Source organism: Inquilinus ginsengisoli (genome assembly GCF_031453975.1).
Lineage (GTDB): Bacteria > Pseudomonadota > Alphaproteobacteria > DSM-16000 > Inquilinaceae > Inquilinus > Inquilinus ginsengisoli_A.
On sequence record NZ_JAVDPW010000003.1, the window covers coordinates 166,503 to 184,783 of the forward strand.

General features: G+C 71.3%; 18 protein-coding genes. 10 read left to right on the plus strand and 8 right to left on the minus strand.

The features are described from left to right. Nucleotides 1-15: 15 nt before the first annotated feature. Nucleotides 16-1,227, plus strand: a complete 1,212-nt coding sequence (locus tag E9232_RS08465; RefSeq protein WP_309793369.1) for an ROK family transcriptional regulator — start codon at nucleotides 16-18, stop codon at nucleotides 1,225-1,227. Nucleotides 1,228-1,405: 178 nt separating this feature from the next. On the opposite strand, the gene E9232_RS08470 is transcribed toward E9232_RS08465, so the two are convergent. After that, a complete protein-coding gene (locus tag E9232_RS08470; RefSeq protein ID WP_309793370.1) occupies nucleotides 1,406-2,431 on the minus strand; it encodes an SIS domain-containing protein in 1,026 nt (341 codons plus the stop codon). A gap of 21 nt (nucleotides 2,432-2,452) precedes the next feature. Further along, the gene (locus E9232_RS08475; protein WP_309793371.1) at nucleotides 2,453-3,361 is read right to left on the minus strand and encodes a BadF/BadG/BcrA/BcrD ATPase family protein; all 909 of its coding nucleotides are present in this window, start codon (nucleotides 3,359-3,361) and stop codon (nucleotides 2,453-2,455) included. A gap of 119 nt (nucleotides 3,362-3,480) precedes the next feature. Between E9232_RS08475 and E9232_RS08480 the strand changes: the two genes are divergently transcribed. The 4 genes from E9232_RS08480 to kce are packed head-to-tail and all read left to right on the plus strand — an operon-like array spanning nucleotide 3,481 to nucleotide 7,484. Then, entirely contained in the window at nucleotides 3,481-4,731 is a 1,251-nt protein-coding gene (locus E9232_RS08480; RefSeq protein WP_309793372.1) for a sugar ABC transporter substrate-binding protein, read from the plus strand. Between the two features lies 1 nt (nucleotide 4,732). Next, complete coding sequence (locus tag E9232_RS08485; RefSeq protein ID WP_309793373.1) at nucleotides 4,733-5,668, plus strand: carbohydrate ABC transporter permease; 936 nt, start codon at nucleotides 4,733-4,735, stop codon at nucleotides 5,666-5,668. Further along, nucleotides 5,665-6,528 carry a carbohydrate ABC transporter permease gene (locus tag E9232_RS08490; RefSeq protein ID WP_309793374.1) on the plus strand — a complete coding sequence of 288 codons (864 nt, stop codon included), beginning with the start codon at nucleotides 5,665-5,667 and terminating at the stop codon, nucleotides 6,526-6,528. Before E9232_RS08485 ends, E9232_RS08490 begins: the two co-directional genes overlap by 4 nt. A 23-nt stretch (nucleotides 6,529-6,551) precedes the next feature. Continuing rightward, nucleotides 6,552-7,484, plus strand: a complete 933-nt coding sequence (gene kce, locus E9232_RS08495; RefSeq protein ID WP_309793375.1) for a 3,5-dioxohexanoate:acetyl-CoA acetone transferase — start codon at nucleotides 6,552-6,554, stop codon at nucleotides 7,482-7,484. Nucleotides 7,485-7,609: 125 nt separating this feature from the next. Here the strand turns inward: kce and E9232_RS08500 are convergent, their stop codons facing one another. Both E9232_RS08500 and E9232_RS08505 read right to left on the minus strand, forming a co-directional pair. Continuing rightward, nucleotides 7,610-9,292, minus strand: coding sequence for a saccharopine dehydrogenase family protein (locus tag E9232_RS08500; RefSeq protein WP_309793376.1), 1,683 nt, complete (start codon nucleotides 9,290-9,292; stop codon nucleotides 7,610-7,612). Next, on the minus strand, nucleotides 9,289-9,744 hold the full coding sequence (locus tag E9232_RS08505; RefSeq protein ID WP_309793377.1) for a thiol-disulfide oxidoreductase DCC family protein: 456 nt from the start codon (nucleotides 9,742-9,744) through the stop codon (nucleotides 9,289-9,291). The genes E9232_RS08500 and E9232_RS08505 overlap by 4 nt, the downstream gene beginning before the upstream one ends. Before the next feature lie 239 nt (nucleotides 9,745-9,983). Between E9232_RS08505 and E9232_RS08510 the strand changes: the two genes are divergently transcribed. Continuing rightward, entirely contained in the window at nucleotides 9,984-10,529 is a 546-nt protein-coding gene (locus tag E9232_RS08510) for a DinB family protein (RefSeq protein ID WP_309793378.1), read from the plus strand. 31 nt (nucleotides 10,530-10,560) lie between these two features. Here E9232_RS08510 and E9232_RS08515 read toward each other — a convergent pair whose 3' ends face one another. Further along, nucleotides 10,561-11,190, minus strand: coding sequence for a TetR/AcrR family transcriptional regulator (locus E9232_RS08515; RefSeq protein WP_309793380.1), 630 nt, complete (start codon nucleotides 11,188-11,190; stop codon nucleotides 10,561-10,563). A gap of 143 nt (nucleotides 11,191-11,333) precedes the next feature. On the opposite strand from E9232_RS08515, the gene E9232_RS08520 reads away from it, so the two are divergent. Next, entirely contained in the window at nucleotides 11,334-12,623 is a 1,290-nt protein-coding gene (locus E9232_RS08520; RefSeq protein WP_309793381.1) for an MFS transporter, read from the plus strand. Between the two features lie 15 nt (nucleotides 12,624-12,638). Here the strand turns inward: E9232_RS08520 and E9232_RS08525 are convergent, their stop codons facing one another. The 3 genes from E9232_RS08525 to E9232_RS08535 all read right to left on the minus strand — a co-directional run bounded on the left by E9232_RS08525 (nucleotide 12,639) and on the right by E9232_RS08535 (nucleotide 14,406). Then, nucleotides 12,639-13,466, minus strand: a complete 828-nt coding sequence (locus E9232_RS08525; protein WP_309793383.1) for a class I SAM-dependent methyltransferase — start codon at nucleotides 13,464-13,466, stop codon at nucleotides 12,639-12,641. Between the two features lie 83 nt (nucleotides 13,467-13,549). After that, nucleotides 13,550-13,918: an antibiotic biosynthesis monooxygenase family protein gene (locus E9232_RS08530; RefSeq protein WP_309793384.1), complete on the minus strand. Its 369-nt coding sequence runs from the start codon at nucleotides 13,916-13,918 to the stop codon at nucleotides 13,550-13,552. 32 nt (nucleotides 13,919-13,950) lie between these two features. Beyond that, entirely contained in the window at nucleotides 13,951-14,406 is a 456-nt protein-coding gene (locus E9232_RS08535; protein ID WP_309793386.1) for a MarR family winged helix-turn-helix transcriptional regulator, read from the minus strand. Between the two features lie 145 nt (nucleotides 14,407-14,551). On the opposite strand from E9232_RS08535, the gene E9232_RS08540 reads away from it, so the two are divergent. The 3 genes from E9232_RS08540 (at nucleotide 14,552) to E9232_RS08550 (ending at nucleotide 18,212) form a co-directional block, all read left to right on the plus strand. Continuing rightward, entirely contained in the window at nucleotides 14,552-16,126 is a 1,575-nt protein-coding gene (locus tag E9232_RS08540; RefSeq protein WP_309793388.1) for a 5-guanidino-2-oxopentanoate decarboxylase, read from the plus strand. A 181-nt stretch (nucleotides 16,127-16,307) separates the two neighbouring features. Then, the gene (locus E9232_RS08545) at nucleotides 16,308-17,351 is read left to right on the plus strand and encodes a histone deacetylase family protein (RefSeq protein WP_309793389.1); all 1,044 of its coding nucleotides are present in this window, start codon (nucleotides 16,308-16,310) and stop codon (nucleotides 17,349-17,351) included. A gap of 15 nt (nucleotides 17,352-17,366) precedes the next feature. Then, nucleotides 17,367-18,212 (plus strand): aminoglycoside 6-adenylyltransferase, encoded by an 846-nt coding sequence (locus tag E9232_RS08550; RefSeq protein ID WP_309793392.1) that lies wholly within the window; start codon nucleotides 17,367-17,369, stop codon nucleotides 18,210-18,212. The last annotated feature ends 69 nt before the right edge of the window (nucleotides 18,213-18,281 follow it).

An 18,281-nucleotide genomic window follows, 5' to 3' on the forward strand; every position in this document is an offset into this window, starting at 1 on the left:
CCCCGAGACCGGCCCATGGCTGACCCGACCGCCCCATCCCCGGCCCCATCCCTGATGGACAGCTCCCGCGCCGTGCTGCGGGTGCTCGCCGCCTCCGGCCCGATCACCCGGCCGCGGCTGGGGGCGATCCTCGACCTGTCGAAGCCGACCATGTCGGCGGCGGTGTCGGAGCTGAGCGCCGCGGGGCTGGTCACCGCCCACGGGTCGCACAAGGGCGCGACCGGGCGCACCGCCACGATCTACGGCCTCGGCCCGGCCGCCGGCTATGTCGTCGGCATCGATGTCGGCGCCGCCCAGGTCCGGGCCGTCGCCCATTCGCTCGACGACCGGCCGCTGGCGACGGTCGAGCAGCCGATTCCGCGGCCGAGCGGCGCCACGGTCGACGAGATCGGCGAGGTCATCGATTCCGTCGCCCGGGCCACCATCCTGGCGGTGGGCGGGGAAACCCTGCGCAGCGTCGCCGTTGCCGTGCCGCGCATCGTGTCGACCCAGCGGCTGGGCCAGCGCAAGGGGCCCGAGGCGGTGCTGCGCCAGCTGCGGGCCCGGATCGACGCCCCGATCCTCTTGGAGAACAACGTCAACTGCGCCGCGATCGCCGAGCACCATTACGGCGCGGCGCGGAACCACGACGTGTTCTCCTATCTCCAGGTCGGGGTGCGCATCGGCCTGGGCATCATCGTCAACGGCCGGCTGCTTCGCGGCTTCAACGGCGCGGCGGGCGAGATCGGGCGGCTGCCCTTCCCGTGGTCGCCGCACGAGATCCCGACCCGGGAGGGGCTGGAGCATTATCTGGGATCGGCCGCCCTGGTCGAACGCTGCGCCGCGGACTGGCCGGAGGCGGAAGGCCTGCCGCCGGCCTCGGCGAAGGAGCTGTTCGCCCGGGCCGAGGCCGGATCGGAGACCGCGCTGCTGTGGGTGGCGCGGCACGCTGCCGACATCGGCCGGCTGGTCGCCGGCTGCGTCGGCATGCTCGACCCCGGGCTGATCGTGCTGGGTGGCGGTGTCGGCCAGAACCCGCTGATGCTGCGGGAGGTCCGGCGCGTGGCGAAGCAGCTGACCTGGCCGACCGAGATCGCGGTCAGCGCGCTCGGCGCCCATGGCACCGTCCTGGGGGCGATGCGGCTGGCGGCGGATCACGGGCTGGGCCAGATCCTGGGCGAGAACCGCCACCCCGCCGTGGTCCTGCCGCCGCTCGATCCGACGGGGGACAGCGCGGCGGCGGAGTAGTTTCGTAGAGCGACTTTGCTCAGCGCATTTTTCAGCCTTCCCCACGATTGTCATGCCACGGCTTGACCGTGGCATCCAGGGGCGGCCAGAGCGGCTCTTTGTGGCCCTGGATTGCCCGGTCAAGCCGGGCAATGACAATTAAAGAGGAGGTTCCAGACGTCCGATAGTCCGGGTCGGCCTACACCTCGGTCGGCGACCAGGGCCTGAGCTTGGTGTCGGTCTGGCGGTAGCGGAAGGTGATGTTGGTCAGGCCGGCGGTGTCCTGCATCTCGGCGACGATCAGCTGCGCCGCGACGATCTGCAGGATCGCATCGGCGATGGCGTTGCCGAACTCCGGCACATGGATCACCGTCAGCTCCTCGGCGGCCTCGACGTCGTGGCGGCCGGTGATCAGCACCGACGGGCAGCCGAACCCGGCCATATCCAGGGCGATCTGGACCTCGCGCCCGGTGCCGAAGGCGACCAGCCCGGTGCGGCCGTCCTGCGATTCCATCGGCCCGTGCAGGTAGTTCAGCGTGTCCCAGGCGCAGGCCGGCACCCGCACCGCCTCGCGGATCAGCAGGGCGGCCTCGCCGGCGGTGGCGAAGGCCGCGCCGGCGCCGACCAGATCGATCGAAGCCCGTCGGTACAGGCGCCTTGCGGCCTGCTTCGCCGGCTCGGCCGCGGCGGCCAGCAGGGCCCCCACGGCCTCGGGCAGGGCGGCCCAATCGGCGGAGGGTGCACCGCCCAGGATCCGGTCTGCCAGCAGGCCGATCGCCAGCAGCGTGCCGGTGTAGCCGGTCGAGCTGGCGCCGTTGTCGGCGCCGGAGGCCATGCCGACGGCCAGGCCGGTCAGCTCCGCCAGCGGGTTGTCGGTGCTGCGGCAGATGGCGATGCGCGGCAGGTCCGCCCGCATCTGCATCACATCGGCGGTCTCGCGGCTCTGGCCTGAGGCGGAGAGGGCGATGAAGGCGTCGGCGGCGGCATCCACCCCGTCATAAAGGTCGGTGGCGCAATAGGCGTAGGCGCGGGTGCCGCGGGTGCGCAGGAAGCAGGCGCCGGCGATCGCCGCCTGGTAGCTGGCGCCGATCCCGGCCAAGCCGATGGCCTTGCCGGCGAAGGCGCCGAGGTCGAGCGCGTCCAGCGCGCGGCCGATGGCAACCCGGCCCTCCTCCAGGCTCTCGGGCTGCCGTGCGACGGCGTCGCGATATCCAATGCGCTGCATGGGTCTGTCTCCGGTCGGGATTCAGGAAGTCTGGTCGGCGGCGTGCACGGCGCGCTCGGCCAGCGCCAGCGCGCCCAGCACCGGCGGGTCGTGCAGCACCACCACGTCGCTGGCCGGCGACACCGCGGCCACGGCGGCCCTGAAGGCCTGCACCAGGCGGGGCTGTTCGGCGATCACCCCGCCGCCGGCGACCACGCTGCGGGCATCGGCGCCGCGTGCGATCAGGATGCCGACCAGGGCCGCCAGCGCCGTCGCGCCGTCCTCGATCACGCCGATTGCCAGGGGCGACCCGGCATCGGCTGCCGCGAACACCGCGCTGGCATACTGGCCCCAGACCACGCCGTTGCGGGTCTCGTTCAGCAGCCGGCCCATCATGGTCGGGTCGTCGATGCCCAGCGCCCGCATCAGGGCGTCGGTCAGCGGGTCGTCGGGCGTGCCGCGGTCGATGGCGCCGCGCACCGCCCGCGCCGCATCGCGGACCAGGGCCGGGGCGCTGCCCTCGTCGCCCAGGATCCAGCCCCAGCCGCCGGCCGCCAGCATCCGGCCGTCCGGCGTCCGCGCCACCGCGATCGACCCGGTGCCGACCACCACGCCGATGCCGCCGAAGCGGCCGGCGGCCGGGGCCATCAGCTCGGAATCATTGACCACCTGGACGATGCCGCCCAGGTGCCGGGCCAGCCCGGCCTGGAAGGCGCGGCACTGGTCGTCGGTGTCGCAGCCATGGGCGCCGACCACGGTCGCGGCGGGGTCGACGCCACCGCACAGCGACCGGACCAGGGCGGCCAGGGCCGCGGCATCGGTCTCGACCTCGCGGATGCGCCAGCTGTCGGTCGCCAGCGTCCGGTCGGCGAGGGTCTCGCCGCCGCGGGACGCCATCATCCGGGTCTTGGTGCCGCCGATATCGACGCCTGCGATGAGATGTGGGCCCACGGTCTTCCCGCCATTCCTGAGTTAGTTAGGCAGATTTACAAACTATCTAGCCAGCCGGCAAGAACTATGATTTCCTGTCCCTGCGCATAAGCACCGCAGCGGTGCAGGGGAGGCGAAAAATGAACATCAAGCATATCGGGCGCGTGGCCCTGGCCGCGGCGGCCCTCTGGGGGTTCGCCGCGACCGCCGCACAGGCGGTCGAGCTGTCGTTCTGGACGTGGCGGCAGGAAGACAAGGCCGCCTACAACGAGCTGTTCGCGGATTTCACCAAGGCGAACCCCGACATCACGGTCAAGTTCGAGTCCTTCCCGGATGAGAGCTATCCGACCATCGTCTCGGCGGCGCTGGCGGCCGGCCATGGCGGCGACGTGATCCACACCCACGCCTATGGCTGGCTGGAGCAGTTCGTGAAGGCCGGCTATTTCGTGGCGCAGGACCAGGCCACGGTGCCGTCGCTGGCCAACATGCCGGCCGACGCGCTGATCGCCGGCACCTACCGCGCCGACGGCAAGGTGTACTCGCTGCCCTTCGCCTCGCAGACCCTGGGCCTGTTCATCAACAAGGACGTGTTCGCCAAGGCCGGGCTGACCCCGCCGAAGACCTGGGACGAGTTCCTGACCGTCAGCAAGGCGCTGAAGGACAAGGGCATCATCCCGCTGGCGAACGGGCTGGGCACCAGCTGGTTCAACGAGATGTTCGTGGCCATCTTCACCAATCCGTTCCTGGGGCCGGACTTCGTCACCGACCTCACCACCGGCAAGGCCACGTTCAAGGACCCGCGCTACGTCGCGGCCCTGGGCAAGCTGCTGGAGCTGCGCGACGTGATGTCCCCCGGCTATGAAGGCATCGACTACGACACCGCCGGCCAGCTGTTCGTCACCGGCCGGGCGGCGATGCTGGCCGGCGGCAGCTTCGACATCGCGACCTACCGGGCCGAGAATCCCCAGATCAGCATGGATTTCGTGGCGCCGCCGACGCCGAAGGCGGGCGACCCCGGCACCGTGACCAAGTTCTATGACGGCGGCTACGCCGTGAACGCCGCATCGCCCAACAGGGACGCGGCGCTGAAGCTGGTCAACTGGATGGGCACCAAAGAGTTCGGCGACAAGTTCTCGGCGCTGCTGGGCAACATCTCGCCGATCAAGGGCGTGGTGATCAACGACCCGCTGCTGGCTGAGGTCGCGGCCCTGAACCAGACCGCGATGCCGCACATCAACGTGGTCTATTTCCGCTTCCAGAAGCCGACCGGGTCGGAGCTGCTGCAGGGCGACATCACCAAGATGATGGCCGGCAGCATCACCCCCGACCAGCTGGGCGCCGACCTGACCGCCGGCATCGCCAAGTGGTACGCGCCGTTCCAGGGCAAGTGACATGATCCACGACCGGCGCCGCCTGTCCGATCTTCTGCCCCGGCGCCGGTCGCTCTGGATCGTCTTCCTGCTGCTGCCGGCCGCCGCCATCATGTCGGTGTTCGTGGCCTGGCCGCTGCTGTCGGCCTTCCGCCTGGCCTTCTACCGCTTCGACGGGCTGACGCCGTCCGACTTCGTCGGGCTGGAGAATTTCCGCCAGGTGCTGACGGAATCGCCGTTCAGCGACTGGACCTGGAACGCGCTGCACCACAACGTCATCGTGTTCTGCGCGCTGATGGTGCTGGAGAACGGGACCGCGCTGCTGCTGGCCTTCGCGCTGCTGAAGGCGCTGCCCGGCCACCGCGTGCACCAGGTCATCGTGTTCCTGCCGGTGGTGCTGTCCTCGGTCATCGTCGGCTTCCTGTGGAAGCTGTTCCTGCACCCGCTGTTCGGCCTGGTGAACCAGGCCCTGGCGCTGGTCGGCCTGCACGGGCCGGCCTGGCTGGGCCAGGAATCGACCGCGCTGGGCAGCATCATCCTGGCCAATGTCTGGCACTGGCTCGGCTTCCCCACCTTGGTGCTGCTGGCCGGCATGCAGCGCATCAGCAAGGAGGTGATCGAGGCGGCGCGGCTGGACGGCGCCGGCGACGGCACCCTGCTGCTCAAGATCATCTGGCCGCTGCTGGCGCCCAGCGTCACCATCGTCACCATCCTGACCTTCATCGGCAGCTTCAACTGGTTCGAGCTGCCCTACATCATGGCCGGGCTGACCGGGTCGCCCGGCGGGTCGACCGACGTGCTGGGGCTGTATTTCTACCGCACCGCCTTCGGCAGCACGACGACCGGCATCCAGGATTTCGGCCAGGGCAGCGCGCTGGCGGTGCTGATGTTCCTGCTGATCGCGGGCGTCACCGCCATCGCCCTCCGGATGCTGCGCCGCCGCGAGGTGGAGCTGTGACCGCGGCGGTGACCCAGGCCGCCGGCCCCGCGCTCGACCGCCGCTGGTCGGTGCAGACCGGCGCCATCCAGGCGCTGCTGCTGCTGAACGCCTTCGTCATGGCCTATCCGCTGGTCGTGATGGTGATGTCGTCGTTCAAGACCAATGCCGAGATCTTCACCTCGCCCTTCGCCCTGCCGCAGACCATCTCGCTGGCCAATGTCGAGAAGGTGTGGACCGAGACCAACTTCGTCCGCTACCTCGCCAATTCGGTCGGCGTCACCGCGGCCTCGGTGCTGCTGATCCTGGTGGTCGGCACCATGGCGGCCTATGCCATCGCCCGGTACAAGTTCCGCTTCAGCACGCTGGTGCTGATGTTCTTCCTCAGCGGCATGACCGTGCCGCTGAAGCTGGCGATCATCCCGCTGTTCATCCAGCTCGACACGCTGGGCCTGACCAACTCCTATGCCGGGCTGGTGCTGGTCTACACCGCCATGGGTATCCCGTCGGCCGTGTTCATCATGACCGGCTTTCTGGCCAGCCTGCCGCGCGAGCTGGAGGAATCGGCCCGGATCGACGGCGCCAGCGAGCTCCGGGTGATGCTGTCGATCATGCTGCCGCTGGCGCGGCCGGCCATGGTGATCGTGGCCATCCAGAACGCGGTGCCGATCTGGAACGACTTCTTCTTCCCGCTGATCCTGATCACCTCGGACAACCGGAAGACCCTGCCGCAGGGGCTGACGGTGTTCATGGGCGAATTCACCACCAACTGGGGCGTGCTGTTCACCGGCCTGTCCCTGGCGGCGCTGCCGATCATGCTGGTCTACATTGCCCTGTCGCGCCAGTTCATCGCCGGCATCACCCAGGGCGCGGTCAAATAGCCGGACACACGAGGGATCATCCAGTGGCTCAGCAGAACAAGGTCATCATCACCTGCGCGGTGACGGGGTCGATCCACACCCCGTCGATGTCGCCGCATCTGCCGGTGACGGCGCAGCAGATCGCCGATGCGGCGGTCGAGGCGGCGGAGGCCGGGGCGGCGATCGTGCACCTGCATGCGCGCGACCCCAAGGACGGCCGGCCCGACCAGTCGCTGGAGGCCTTCACGCCCTTCCTCGGCGTGATCAAGCAGCGCTCGAACTGCGTCATCAACCTGACCACCGGCGGCGCCGCGACCATGACGGTGGCGGAGCGGGTGCGCCCGGCCGCCACGTTCCGGCCCGAGGTCGCGTCGCTCAACATGGGGTCGATGAACTTCGGGCTCTACCCCATGCTGGGGCGGTTCAAGACCTTCGAACACGCCTGGGAAGAGCCCTATCTCGAAGGCTCGCGCGACCGGGTGTTCCGCAACACCTTCGCCGACATCGAGCACATCCTGTCGACCTGCGCCGAGAACGGCACCCGGTTCGAGATCGAGTGCTACGACATCGGCCACCTCTACACCCTGGCGCATTTCGTCGAGCGCGGGCTGGTGAAGCCGCCGTTCTTCGTGCAGAGCGTGTTCGGCATCCTCGGCGGCATCGGCCCGCATCCGGAGGATGTGGCGCATATGAAGCGCACCGCCGACCGGCTGTTCGGCGCGGATTACCACTGGTCGGTGCTGGGCGCCGGCCGGCACCAGCTGCCGATCGCGGCCCAGGCCGTGGCGATGGGCGGCAATGTCCGCGTCGGGCTGGAGGATTCGCTGTGGATCGGCAAGGGCAGGCTGGCCCGGTCGAGCGCCGAGCAGGTGCGGCAGGTGCGCCAGATCATCGAGGGCCTGGGCGCGGAGATCGCCACGCCGGACGAGGCCCGCGCCATCCTGAAGCTCAAGGGCGGCGACGCGGTCGGGTTTTAGTCATCAACCTTCATTGTCATTGCCGGGCTTGACCCGGCAATCCAGGGGCCACGGAGAGCTGTTCTTGAAAGCCCCTGGATCCTCGGGTCAAGCCCGAGGATGACAATAAGGGGGATGGCCCACCATCATTCCACCGGCGCCAGCGAGCCGCGGTAGCGCACGATCAGCCCAGTCCAGGGATGGCGGATCTCGACATGGAAGCGGAAGCGGCCCTCCGCTTCCGTCTCCCAGGCCTCGCCGTTCGGGGCCAGCGCCACCGGCAACGGCAGGCCGAACAGGCTCCAGCGCCGCACCACCAGGCGCAGCCGATCGCCCTCCAGCACCAAGGCCATGCCGACCCGGACCGGGGCGAAGCGCTCGACCACCAGGCCTTCGGACCGGCCGTGGCCCTCCTCCTGGGTGCTGGCGAAGCGCCGGCCGGCGAAGCGGCGCTGCCAGGTCTCGACGCCGTCCCGGACCTGGAACGCCACCTCGACCGGCACCTCGCTGCCGGCGGCGGGAAAGCCGATGACCGCCGCCACCAGCCGCGACAGCAGGCCGGTGCCCCGGTCGACCGTGGCTTGGCCCGCCACCCGCGTCTCGCCGTGGAGGTCGTGCAGCGCCCGCACCGGCGCCGGCAGCCGGTCCCAGGCCTCGCCAAGGAGGCGACGGTACAGCGGCTGCCGCGCGGTCTCCGCGGTGACCTCACGGCGGCCCGTCACGATCGCCCGGCCGGCGAACAGCGGCGCGTAATCCTCGAGTTCCAGTTCCGTGGTCGCGGGGCGGGCGCCGGGGGCGGGGCGGATGCCCTGCAGCCGGCGCCGGATCACCGCGGCCGCCGCCATGGCCGGGATCAGCGGCCCGTCATCGCCCTCGGCCAGCAGGTGCCAGGACCGCTCCACCGGCTGCCCGGCCCCGTTGCGGCCGGTGACGGCGACGATCATGCCGCTGCGATGTTCGCCCCAGCGCAGCCGCCGGTTGGCGGCGTGCAGCAGCGGCGCCAACGGCAGCAGCGAGGGCAGCAGGCCGATCCGCACCAGCCAGGCCAGGCCGCTCAGCGCCCGGTGCAGGATCTCGGGCACCGGGCCGGCCCCGACCCAGATCGACCGCAGCCCGGGCCATAGCTCCGGCAGCAGCCGCAGGTCCGGCACATCGACGAGCGAGAAGCGGGTGCTGTGCAGCGGCAGCTTGCCGGGCGGCGCCACGGTCCGGCGCCGAGTCTCGATCAGCGCCCGGCCCGTCGCCGGTCGCCCGTCGCGCAGCAGGCCCACCGGCTTGCCGGCGTAGGAGGCGACGGCGCGGGTCACGTTCGGCCCCAGCCCGGCATAGGGCGACGGCGCCAGCCCGGCCATGATGGTCTCGACCCGGTCCAGGCCCTGCGCCAGGTGCCGCACCGCGGCGGCGGTCAGCGCCGGAAAGCTGCTGACGCCGGACAGCACCGCCACGCCGCGCGCCCGCGCGACGGCGTCGAGCCGGCCGATGCCGGCGACGAAATCGGTGCCGTCCGCCAGATCGAGATAGTCGACGCCCTGGGAGATGCAGGCCTCGGCCACGCGGTACGGCGCGCCGCCATAGGCCTGGAACGGCCCGGCGGCGTCGACCACGATGTCCGGCGCGGCGGCGGCGATCTGCGCCGCCACATCGCCGTCGCGGTCGAAGGCCAGGGCTTCGGCCGACCCGCCGAGGCTTCGGCAGGCCGCCTCCGCCTTCGCCGCCGACCGGCTGGCGACCAGCAGGGTCAGGCCGGGTTCGGCCGCCAGCAGCCGCACCAGCCGGCCGCCGAAGCTGCCGGTGCCGCCGATGACCAGGACGCGCAGGAGCTCAGTCACGTCAGGAAGCGGTCTTCCTGGCCCGGCGGCGCCAGCATGCACACGTCTCTCCGCCCGAACAGACGGAAGCGGTTGCGTGCCACCAGGCCGTACAGCCGGTCGCGCCAGCCTTGGGGCAGGATCCGCAGCGCCGCCACCAGCGACCAGGGCAGGCCGAGGCCCAGGGCGGTGCGGATCACGCTTTCCGACTTGAACCAGGCGATGCCGTCGGCCAGCAGGATGTTGGTCTCGTAGTCCTCGGGGTCGAGCCCGTAATGGACATACAGCGCCCGCCCGGTCGGCGACTGCGCCGGCAGCAGCCGGAACCGCCTGGCCCGATCATATCGCAGGATGAATCGCGCCCAGCCGGAGCACATGACGCAGTGCCCGTCGAAGATGATGACCGGTCGGTCGTCGGGGAAGGGCGGCACCGCCGGATCCTGCCGCCAGCTGTAGGGTCCCCGGGAGATCATCCGGCGCTCCGGTTGGTGTCATGGGTGCCGGATGGAAAGCCTAGGGCATCGGCAGCGGCAGAGCTATGGGATCGGGTCGCGGCGTTTTGATGACCTGGCGTTCTAGACGGGATGCCGGAACACACCATTATTGTGTCAGGCCCTGATGGGCACGGCGAGAGCCGCCGCCTCGGGCCGGGGCCCTGGAACCGGGGAGGCCTGTAGGCCTTCCCCCAAGATGACAGTGGGGAGCGAAACGCATGCCGATGTCGCTGGCCGACCATGTCCGCCTGATGGCGCGCAACAACGCCTGGGCCAATGCCCGGCTGCTTGCCGCCTGCATCCGGCTGACGCCGGAGGAGTTCGCGGCGCCGCGCACCGGCTTCTTCCCGTCGCTGCGGCGGACGCTGAACCACATCCTGGTGGTCGACCGTGCCTATCTTGCCGACCTGAAGGGGCCGGGGCGGCGGCCGGCAGCCAACCCGATCCCCTATCCCGACGCCGTGGACCTGGCCGCCGCCCAGTCCGAGACCGACCGCGAGCTGGTCGGGTACTGCGACGGGCTCGACGATGGCGGGCTCGACCGGGTGGTGGCGATCGACCGCAAGGACGGGGTCGCCTACCGCGAGACCGTCGCGGCCATCCTGGCGCATCTGTTCCAGCACCAGATCCACCATCGCGGCCAGGCCCACGCCATGCTGTCGGCCACCCGGGTGGCGCCGCCGCAGCTGGATGAATTCTTCCTCGCCTCCGACGCCCCGCGGCGGGAGGCGGAGCTGCGCCGGCTGGGGCTGGAGGCGCGATAGGCGGCGGCTGGGCCTCCGAGGGAGAGCCGCCTTAACCCACTTTTGCGCCGCCCCGTCCCAGCTGCGCCTCGACCAGCGCCTCGGCCGCCCAGGCGACGGCCTTGCCCGGGCCGTCGCGGCCGCCCAGGGTCTGGCTGATGGCGTAGGCGCCCTCGACCAGCAGCAACAGGCCGTCGGCCAGCAGCTTGGGCTCCGGCGCGCCCAGCGCCTCGGCCAGCCGCAGCAGGCGCAGCCGCAGCTCGCGTTTGTTGGCCTCGGCGACCTGGCGGCCGGGATGGCTCGGCTCCGGGAACTCCGTGGCGTCGTTGGTGAAGGGGCAGCCGCGGTAATCCGGCGCCGTGGTGCGGTCGGCCAGATGCTCCATCATGGCGCGCAGCTGGGCCCGCGGGTCGCCTTCGTGCTTGGCGAAGGCCCGATCCCAGCGCCGCCAGTAGTCGGCGTTGCGGTCCGCGAGATAGGCGACCACCAGATCGTCCTTGGACGGGAAGCTGCGGTACAGGCTGATCTTGGCAACCCCCGCCTCCTTGACGATCGCGTCGACCCCGACGGCGCGGATGCCGTGGCGGTAGAACAGGTCGTCGGCGGCGGCGAAGATCCGGTCGCGGGCCCGCAGCGGCGATGCCTCGTCCTGCGGCGCTCCGACCGTCTTCGGCTTCGACATAACCACACCTCTCGGGCCTTGACATGTAACCGATCGGTTCGTACCTCTTGGCAGCCGACGAACCGATCGGTTACATTTGGGCCGGGCCGGGGCTGTTGTCCAGTCGCAACGACGGGACCGCCGGATCGGGAAGAGGGCTGCTGATGACCACCTTCGTCGCGCGCCTGGTGTCGGGCCGGCTGCATTACGGCTGGATCGCGGCGGCCCTGGCCTTCCTGGTGCTGCTATCCGCCGCGGGTATCCGGGCCACGCCCAGCATCCTGATCGTGCCGCTGGAGAACGCCTTCGGCTGGGATCGCGCCGGCATCTCCTTCGCCATCGCCGTCAACATCTTCCTCTACGGGCTGATGGGCCCGTTCGCCGCCGCCGCGATGCAGCGCTTCGGCATCCGTCCGGTGGTGCTGTTCGCCCTGGCGCTGCTGGCCGTCGCGGTCGCGGCCTCGACCCTGATCACCCAGGAATGGCAGCTGGTGCTGACCTGGGGCGTCTTCGTCGGCTTCGGCAGCGGCATCGCCGCGATGGTGTTCGGCGCCACCATCGTCAACCGCTGGTTCCAGGAGCGGCGGGGCCTGGTCATGGGCCTTTTGACCGCCAGCGCCGCCACCGGCCAGCTGGTGTTCCTGCCGATCCTGGCCGCGATCGTCGAGGATTACGGCTGGAAGCCGGTGGCCTGGACGGTCGCCGCCGTGGCCGCGGCCGTCTTCCCCATCGTCTATTTCCTGCTGCCGGAACGGCCGCAGGACATCGGCCTCACCCGCTACGGCGAGCCGGCCGGCGCCCAGCCGGTCGTCACCACCGGCAACCCGCTGGTCACCGCCTTCCGCATCCTCGGCCGGGCCGCGAAGGTGCGCGACTTCTGGCTCCTGGCCGGCAGCTTCTTCGTCTGCGGCCTGACCACCAACGGGCTGATCGGCACCCATCTGATCTCGGCCTGCCTCGACCAGGGCATCCCGGCCACCACCGGCGCCGCGCTGCTGGCCGCCATGGGAATCTTCGACCTGTTCGGCACCACCGCCTCGGGCTGGCTGTCCGACCGCTACTCCAGCCGCTGGCTGCTGTTCTGGTATTACGGGCTGCGCGGCCTGTCGCTGATCTACCTGCCGTTCTCCGGCTTCAGCTTCTACGGCCTGTCGATCTTCGCCGTGTTCTACGGGCTGGACTGGATCGCCACCGTGCCGCCGACCCTGAAGCTGACCAACGACGCCTTTGGCAAGGAGGATGCGCCGGTGGTGTTCGGCTGGATCGCCGCGGCCCACCAGGTCGGCGCCGCCACCGCGGCCTTCGGCGCCGGGGTGATGCGCACGGCGCTGGACGGCTACCTCGCCGCCTTCATCATCGCCGGGCTGATCTGCGTCGGCACCGCCTTCCTGGTGCTGGCGATCGGCCGCGGCTCGCGGCCGGTGCGGGGTCGGCTGGTCGAAGCAACGGCCTGATCGGGCCTTCCGGGATCAGGTCGCCCGGCAGATCATCTCGACCGGTGCGACCACCCCGGCTTCGATGGCGGCCGCGAGATGGGCGATCTTCCGCCCGGCCTCCGGCCCCATCACCAGGTGGAGCCCCAGCGGCGGCTGGCCGTGCTCCGCCATCCCGGCCCGCTGGCGGCGGAAGAAGTCGATGGCGAAATCCCGCCGGTTGCGCTCGGCGGTGACGCTGAAGCCGGCGCCCGCCAGGGCGTGGCGATAGGCGTCGGGGGTGGCCAGGGCGCTGCCCTCCGCGGTCGTCGCCCAGGGCACCGGATAGGCCGGCTCGCCGTCGCCGGTGCGCATCACGTCGTAGATTCCGAAGGCGGCGCCGGGCTTCAGCACCCGCCGCGCCTCGGCGAACAGCGCCGGCTTGTCGGCGATGTTCATGCCGACATGCAGCAGCGTCGCCGCGTCGAAGGTGCCGGCGGGGAAGGGCAGGGCCAGCGCGCTGCCCTCGATGTAGCGCACCCGGTCGGCCAGCCCGACGCGTCCGGCCAGGCTGGTGGCGACCGCGACGAAATCGGCGGTCAGGTCGACGCCCCAGGCGCGGCAGCCATGGGCCTGGGCGAAATGGCGCGCGGCCCCGCCGAGGCCGCTGCCGATGTCCAGCAGCGCCTGGCCGGGGCGAAGGTCGAGCTGCCCGGCCAGCGCCTCGGTGGCCTCGCGGCCGCCGATGTGGAATTCGTCGACCGGCGCCAGATCGGCCGGCGCCAGCCGCTCCGGATCCCGGCCGGCGGCGCGCAGCCCGGCCAGGATCGCCGCCTCCAGCCCATCCCGCGCGTAATGCGCGGCGACATCCGTTTCCTCAGGCATCGCGTCGTCTCCCGTTGCCGGCGCGATCCTGGCGCCGGCCGGCCGTGCGTTGCCAGCGGTTTCGTCCGCCGGCGCCGCAAGGCTCAGGCGACGCAGATGCTGGGGACGCCGACCTTGCGGAACAGATGCGGCGTCGCCACGGTGCTGGCGGGATAGTTGGCCAGCGCGTCGCGGAACGCCTTCTGGCCGAACGCCGCCCGGAAATGCGCCGTGCTTTCCCACACCGCCTGGTTCAGGAAGGCGGAGCTGCCGGCGATGCCGCGATGCAGCTGGGTCGAGATGAAGCCGGGCTGCGCCTTCATGATGGCGGCGTCCCGCGTCCAGGCCGCGAGCAGGGCATCCGCCTCCTCGGGCGCGACGCTGAAGCTGTTGATCAGGATGACGGGACCGTCCTCGTCCGCAAGCTGCTGTGCCAGCGTCACATGGGCGTCGAGTTCGACGAATTTCGGCATGGTGGGGCTCCTTGGGTTGGGGGTTGGCCGGATCAAAGGGCCTCGGGCGGCTCGGCGCGGTCGAGGCGTTCGCGCAGCTGCGTCGCGACGCGCAGCGCCGCGGCGATCTCGCCGGCGTCCAGCCCGGCGCTCAGCGACGCGGCCCAGGGGCGCTGCCGGGCCATGGCATCGGCGAAGGCCTGCCGGCCCTTGTCGGTCAGCACCAGCAGCTTGGCACGGGCATGGTGGGGGTTCGGGTCGAAGCGGACGAAGCCCTCGCCGGTCAGCAGGTCCGCCAGGCGCTGCACGCCCTGCCGGCTCAGCCCCATGTTGCGGGCGATCGAGGCGACGGGCAGCGGCACCGGCGATGCCGCGATGGCCCCCAGCACCTGCCAGCGGGCGGAGGTCAGCCCCAGATCCGCCACCAGCCCGTCGCCGGCGGCGAGCAGGCGGCCGTTGAGCCGGAACGTCTCGACGATGAGGTCGGTGAGCTGGTCGACAGGGTTCATAATGACAATATATTGTCAAATTGGTGTTTAGTTGTCAATCATCGTCATCGCGATGGGCTGCCGCAGCGGTCGTGGGGGTGGTCATCGGCGGGCGGTCGCGGCAGTCTCTCCGGCAAACGAGTCGCGACAGCGGGGGAGAGGTTTCATGGCTGACAATTGCGCCCAGGCGATCATCGACGCCTTCACCCGCAGCGGCGTCGACACCGCCTTCGGCATCCCCGGCGTGCACACGCTCGAGCTGTACCGCGCCCTCGGCCGCAACGGCGTCCGCCATGTCGCCGTGCGGCACGAGCAGGGCGCCGCCTTCATGGCCGACGGCTACGCCCGCGCCAGCGGCAAGGCGGCGTTGTGCGTGCTGATCACCGGCCCCGGGCTGCTGAACGCCGCCACCGGCATCGGCCAGGCCTATTCCGACAGCGTGCCGATGGTGGTGCTGTCCACCGTCAACGCCCGTGCCGATCTCGGCCTCGGCCGCGGCGAGCTGCACGAGATGCGCAACCAGCGCCAGGCGATGGAAGGCCTCGTCGGCTCCGCCCTGCTGGTCAGCGATCCGGCCCAGGCCCGCGCCGTGGCCGATCTCAGCCTCGCCCGCATGACCCTCGGCCGGCCGCGCCCGGTCTATATCGAATTGCCGCTCGACGTCGCGACCGGCGCGGTGGCCGAGGACTCCGGCGCGCTGCCGGCGTTGCCGCTGTCCGCCCCCAACCCGGCGGCGTTGGCCCAGGCGGTGGAGCTGCTGCGCGGCGCGCGGCGCCCGATGATCCTGCTCGGCGGCGGCGCGGCCTCCGGCGCGGCGGCGGCCCGGCGGCTGGCGGACAGCCTCGGCGCGGTGGTCGCCTGCTCGATCGCCGGCAAGGGCATCGTGCCGGATGACGGGCCGCATTCGATCGGGTCGCGCATCGGCACCGCCGAGGGCCAGAAGCTGATCGCCGAGGCCGATGTCGTGCTCGCCGTCGGCACCGAGCTGTCGATGAACGACCGCTGGTCGCCGCTGCAGTTCAAGGGCGCGCTGATCCGGGTCGACATCGACCCCGACGTGCTGGTGCGGGATTTCCGGCCGACCGTGCCGCTGCTGTGCGATGCGGCCCAGGCGCTGGAAGGGCTGGCCGCGGCGCTGGCCGACCGCGGCGGCCGCCCGGCCTGGGCCGGCGACCTGGCGCCGCTGCGCCGCGCCGCCGACGAAGCGGAGTTCGGCGACAAGGCCGATCACCTGGCGTTGCTGGAGCGGCTGCGCGACGCGCTGCCGGACGATGCGGTGGTGGTCAGCGACATGACCCAGATCGCCTACACCGGCAATGTCTGCTTCCCCTCGCGGCAGCCGCGCGGCTGGCTGCACCCGGTCGGCTTCGGCACGCTGGGCTACGCCCTGCCCGCGGCGATCGGGGCCAAGCTGGCGCGGCCGGAGGCGCAGGTGGTGGCGCTGGCCGGCGATTACGGCTTCGGCTTCACCTGCCAGGAGCTGGGGACGGCCGCCGATCTCGGCCTGGGGCTGCCGGTCGTGGTCTGGAACAACCGCGGCCTGGGCCAGATCGCCTATGGCATGGACAAGGCCGGCATCGCCCGGCTGGGCGTCGACATCGCGCCGCCGGCTTTCGACGCCATGGCCGCGACCTATGGCTGCGGCTACGCCGCCGTCGAGGATCCGCGCCACCTGCCGCAGCGCCTGGCCGCCGCCTTCGACGACACCCGGCCCACCCTGATCGAGGTCAAGGCCGCCTGAGAGACCGCATGGAAACGCTACTGGTGTGGCCGTCTGACGGCGGTTTCTGCGCTTCCGGTGCTCACGGACCCAAATGTCCGCTGCGCTCCGGTTCTCGAAACCACCGCCAGCCGACTCACACCAGCGCATTTCCAAGCGGTCTCTGACCGCCCCTTCCGCTTTTGCTATCTGAGGATCGCCGATGCGCGCCTTCTTCCATCCCGACCAGCGCCTGCACACGCCGCAGCAATTCATGCGGGCGGGGCGTCTGGCTGCGCCGCAGGACGTGCCGGCGCGGGTCGACCCGCTGCTCGCCGCCCTGGCCGGCCGGGGCATCGCGGCCGAACGGCCGGCCGATCGCGGCCTGACCCCGGCGCTGGCGGTGCACACGCCCGATTTCCTCGACTTCCTGGCCGGCGCCTGGGGCCGCTGGGCCGCGCTGCCCAATGCCGGGCCGGAGGTGCTGCCCAACCTGTCGCCCTATTGGAACGGCACGCCGGGCACGGTGCGGCCGCCCTGCCGCTCCGCCTCGGTGGTGGCTCAGGCCGGCCACTATCTTGGCGACCTCGCCGTGCCGCTGGGCGAGGCCAGCTGGACGGCGATCCTGGCTTCGACCTGGACCGCGGCCGGGGCGGCCGAGGCCGTGCTGGGCGGCGACCGCGCCGCCTATGCGCTGTGCCGCCCCTCCGGCCACCACGCCCGGGCCGACCGGGCCAGCGGCTTCTGCTACCTCAACAACGCCGCCATCGCCGCCCAGGCCCTGCGCGGCCGCTTCGCCAAGGTCGCGGTGCTCGACATCGACGCCCATCACGGCGACGGCACGCAGGAGGTGTTCTATGGCCGCGGCGACGTGCTGACCGTCTCGCTGCACGCCGACCCCGCGGTCTACTACCCGTTCTATACCGGCTATGCCGATGAGCGCGGGGTCGGGGCCGGGGAGGGCGCCAACCTGAACCTGCCGCTGGCGCCGGGCACCGGGGATGACGGGTTCCACGCCGCGATCGACCGGGGGCTGGCCGCGGTGCGGGATTTCGGCGCCGAGGCGCTGGTGGTCTCGCTCGGCTTCGACAGCCATGCCGCCGACCCGATCGGCCTGTTGAAGGTCTCGACCGACGGCTTCGCCGGCGCCGGCGCGCGCATCGCCGCGGCCGGCCTGCCGACCGTGGTGGTGCAGGAGGGCGGCTACGAGGTCGGCGTGATCGGCGACTGCCTCGGCCGCTTCCTGGACGGCTTCGGCGGCGTGTAGGCCATGCCGTCCAGGGTGGATCTGTTTCTCGAAACGCTCACGCCCTGGGCCGAGGCGGAGGGCGGCATCCGCTTCGCCATGATCGTGGGCTCGCAGGCCCGGCGCACCGACCCCGCCGACGAATTCTCCGACATCGATGTGGTGCTGTCCTGCGCCGATTCCCGGCCCTATCTCGACGCGTTGGACTGGCTGGCGCCGCTCGGCACCCCGCTGCTGTCCTTCGTCGAACCCACGGCGGTCGGCGGCGAGTTCGAGCGGCGGGTGCTGTTCGACAGCGGGCTGGATGTCGATTTCGTGCTGCTGCCGCACGCCACGCTGGCGGGCTGGGCCGCGGACGGAATGCCGCCCGAATTCGGCACCGTCGCCGCCCGCGGACTGCGCATCCTGGTCGACAAGGACGGTATCGGAGCGCGTCTGGTGGACCGGCTGCCGCCGAAGGCGCCGCCCGACCGGATCTGGAGTGCGGCGGAGTTCGCCGGCAAGACCCAGGATTTCCTCTACCACTGCCTGTGGGCGGCCCGGAAAGCGGCCCGTGGTGAGCTGTTCGTCGCCCTGCAATGCCTCAACGGTCTGCTGCGGCCGCATCTGTTCGACCTCGCCCGTATGCATCTGCGGCTGACCCGCGGCGCGGCGGCGACGGACTGGTACGGGGCCCGCATGATCGAGCGCTGGGCCGATCCCGTCACCATCGCGGCCCTGGCCCGGACCTGCGCAGGGCATGACCGGGCCGGCATCCTGTCGGCTCTCGATGCGGCGATCGATCTTCACGCTTCGCTGGGGCGGGAGGTCTGCGACCGTCTGGCGATCTCATATCCGGCCGAGGCCGCGGCGCAGATCCGGGAGATGGTCGCGCGGGTCTGATCCCGGCCGGAACCACCCGCCGCCAGGAACCATTGCCTGAATGGGCGGTGCGCGATTCCCTGACCGCTC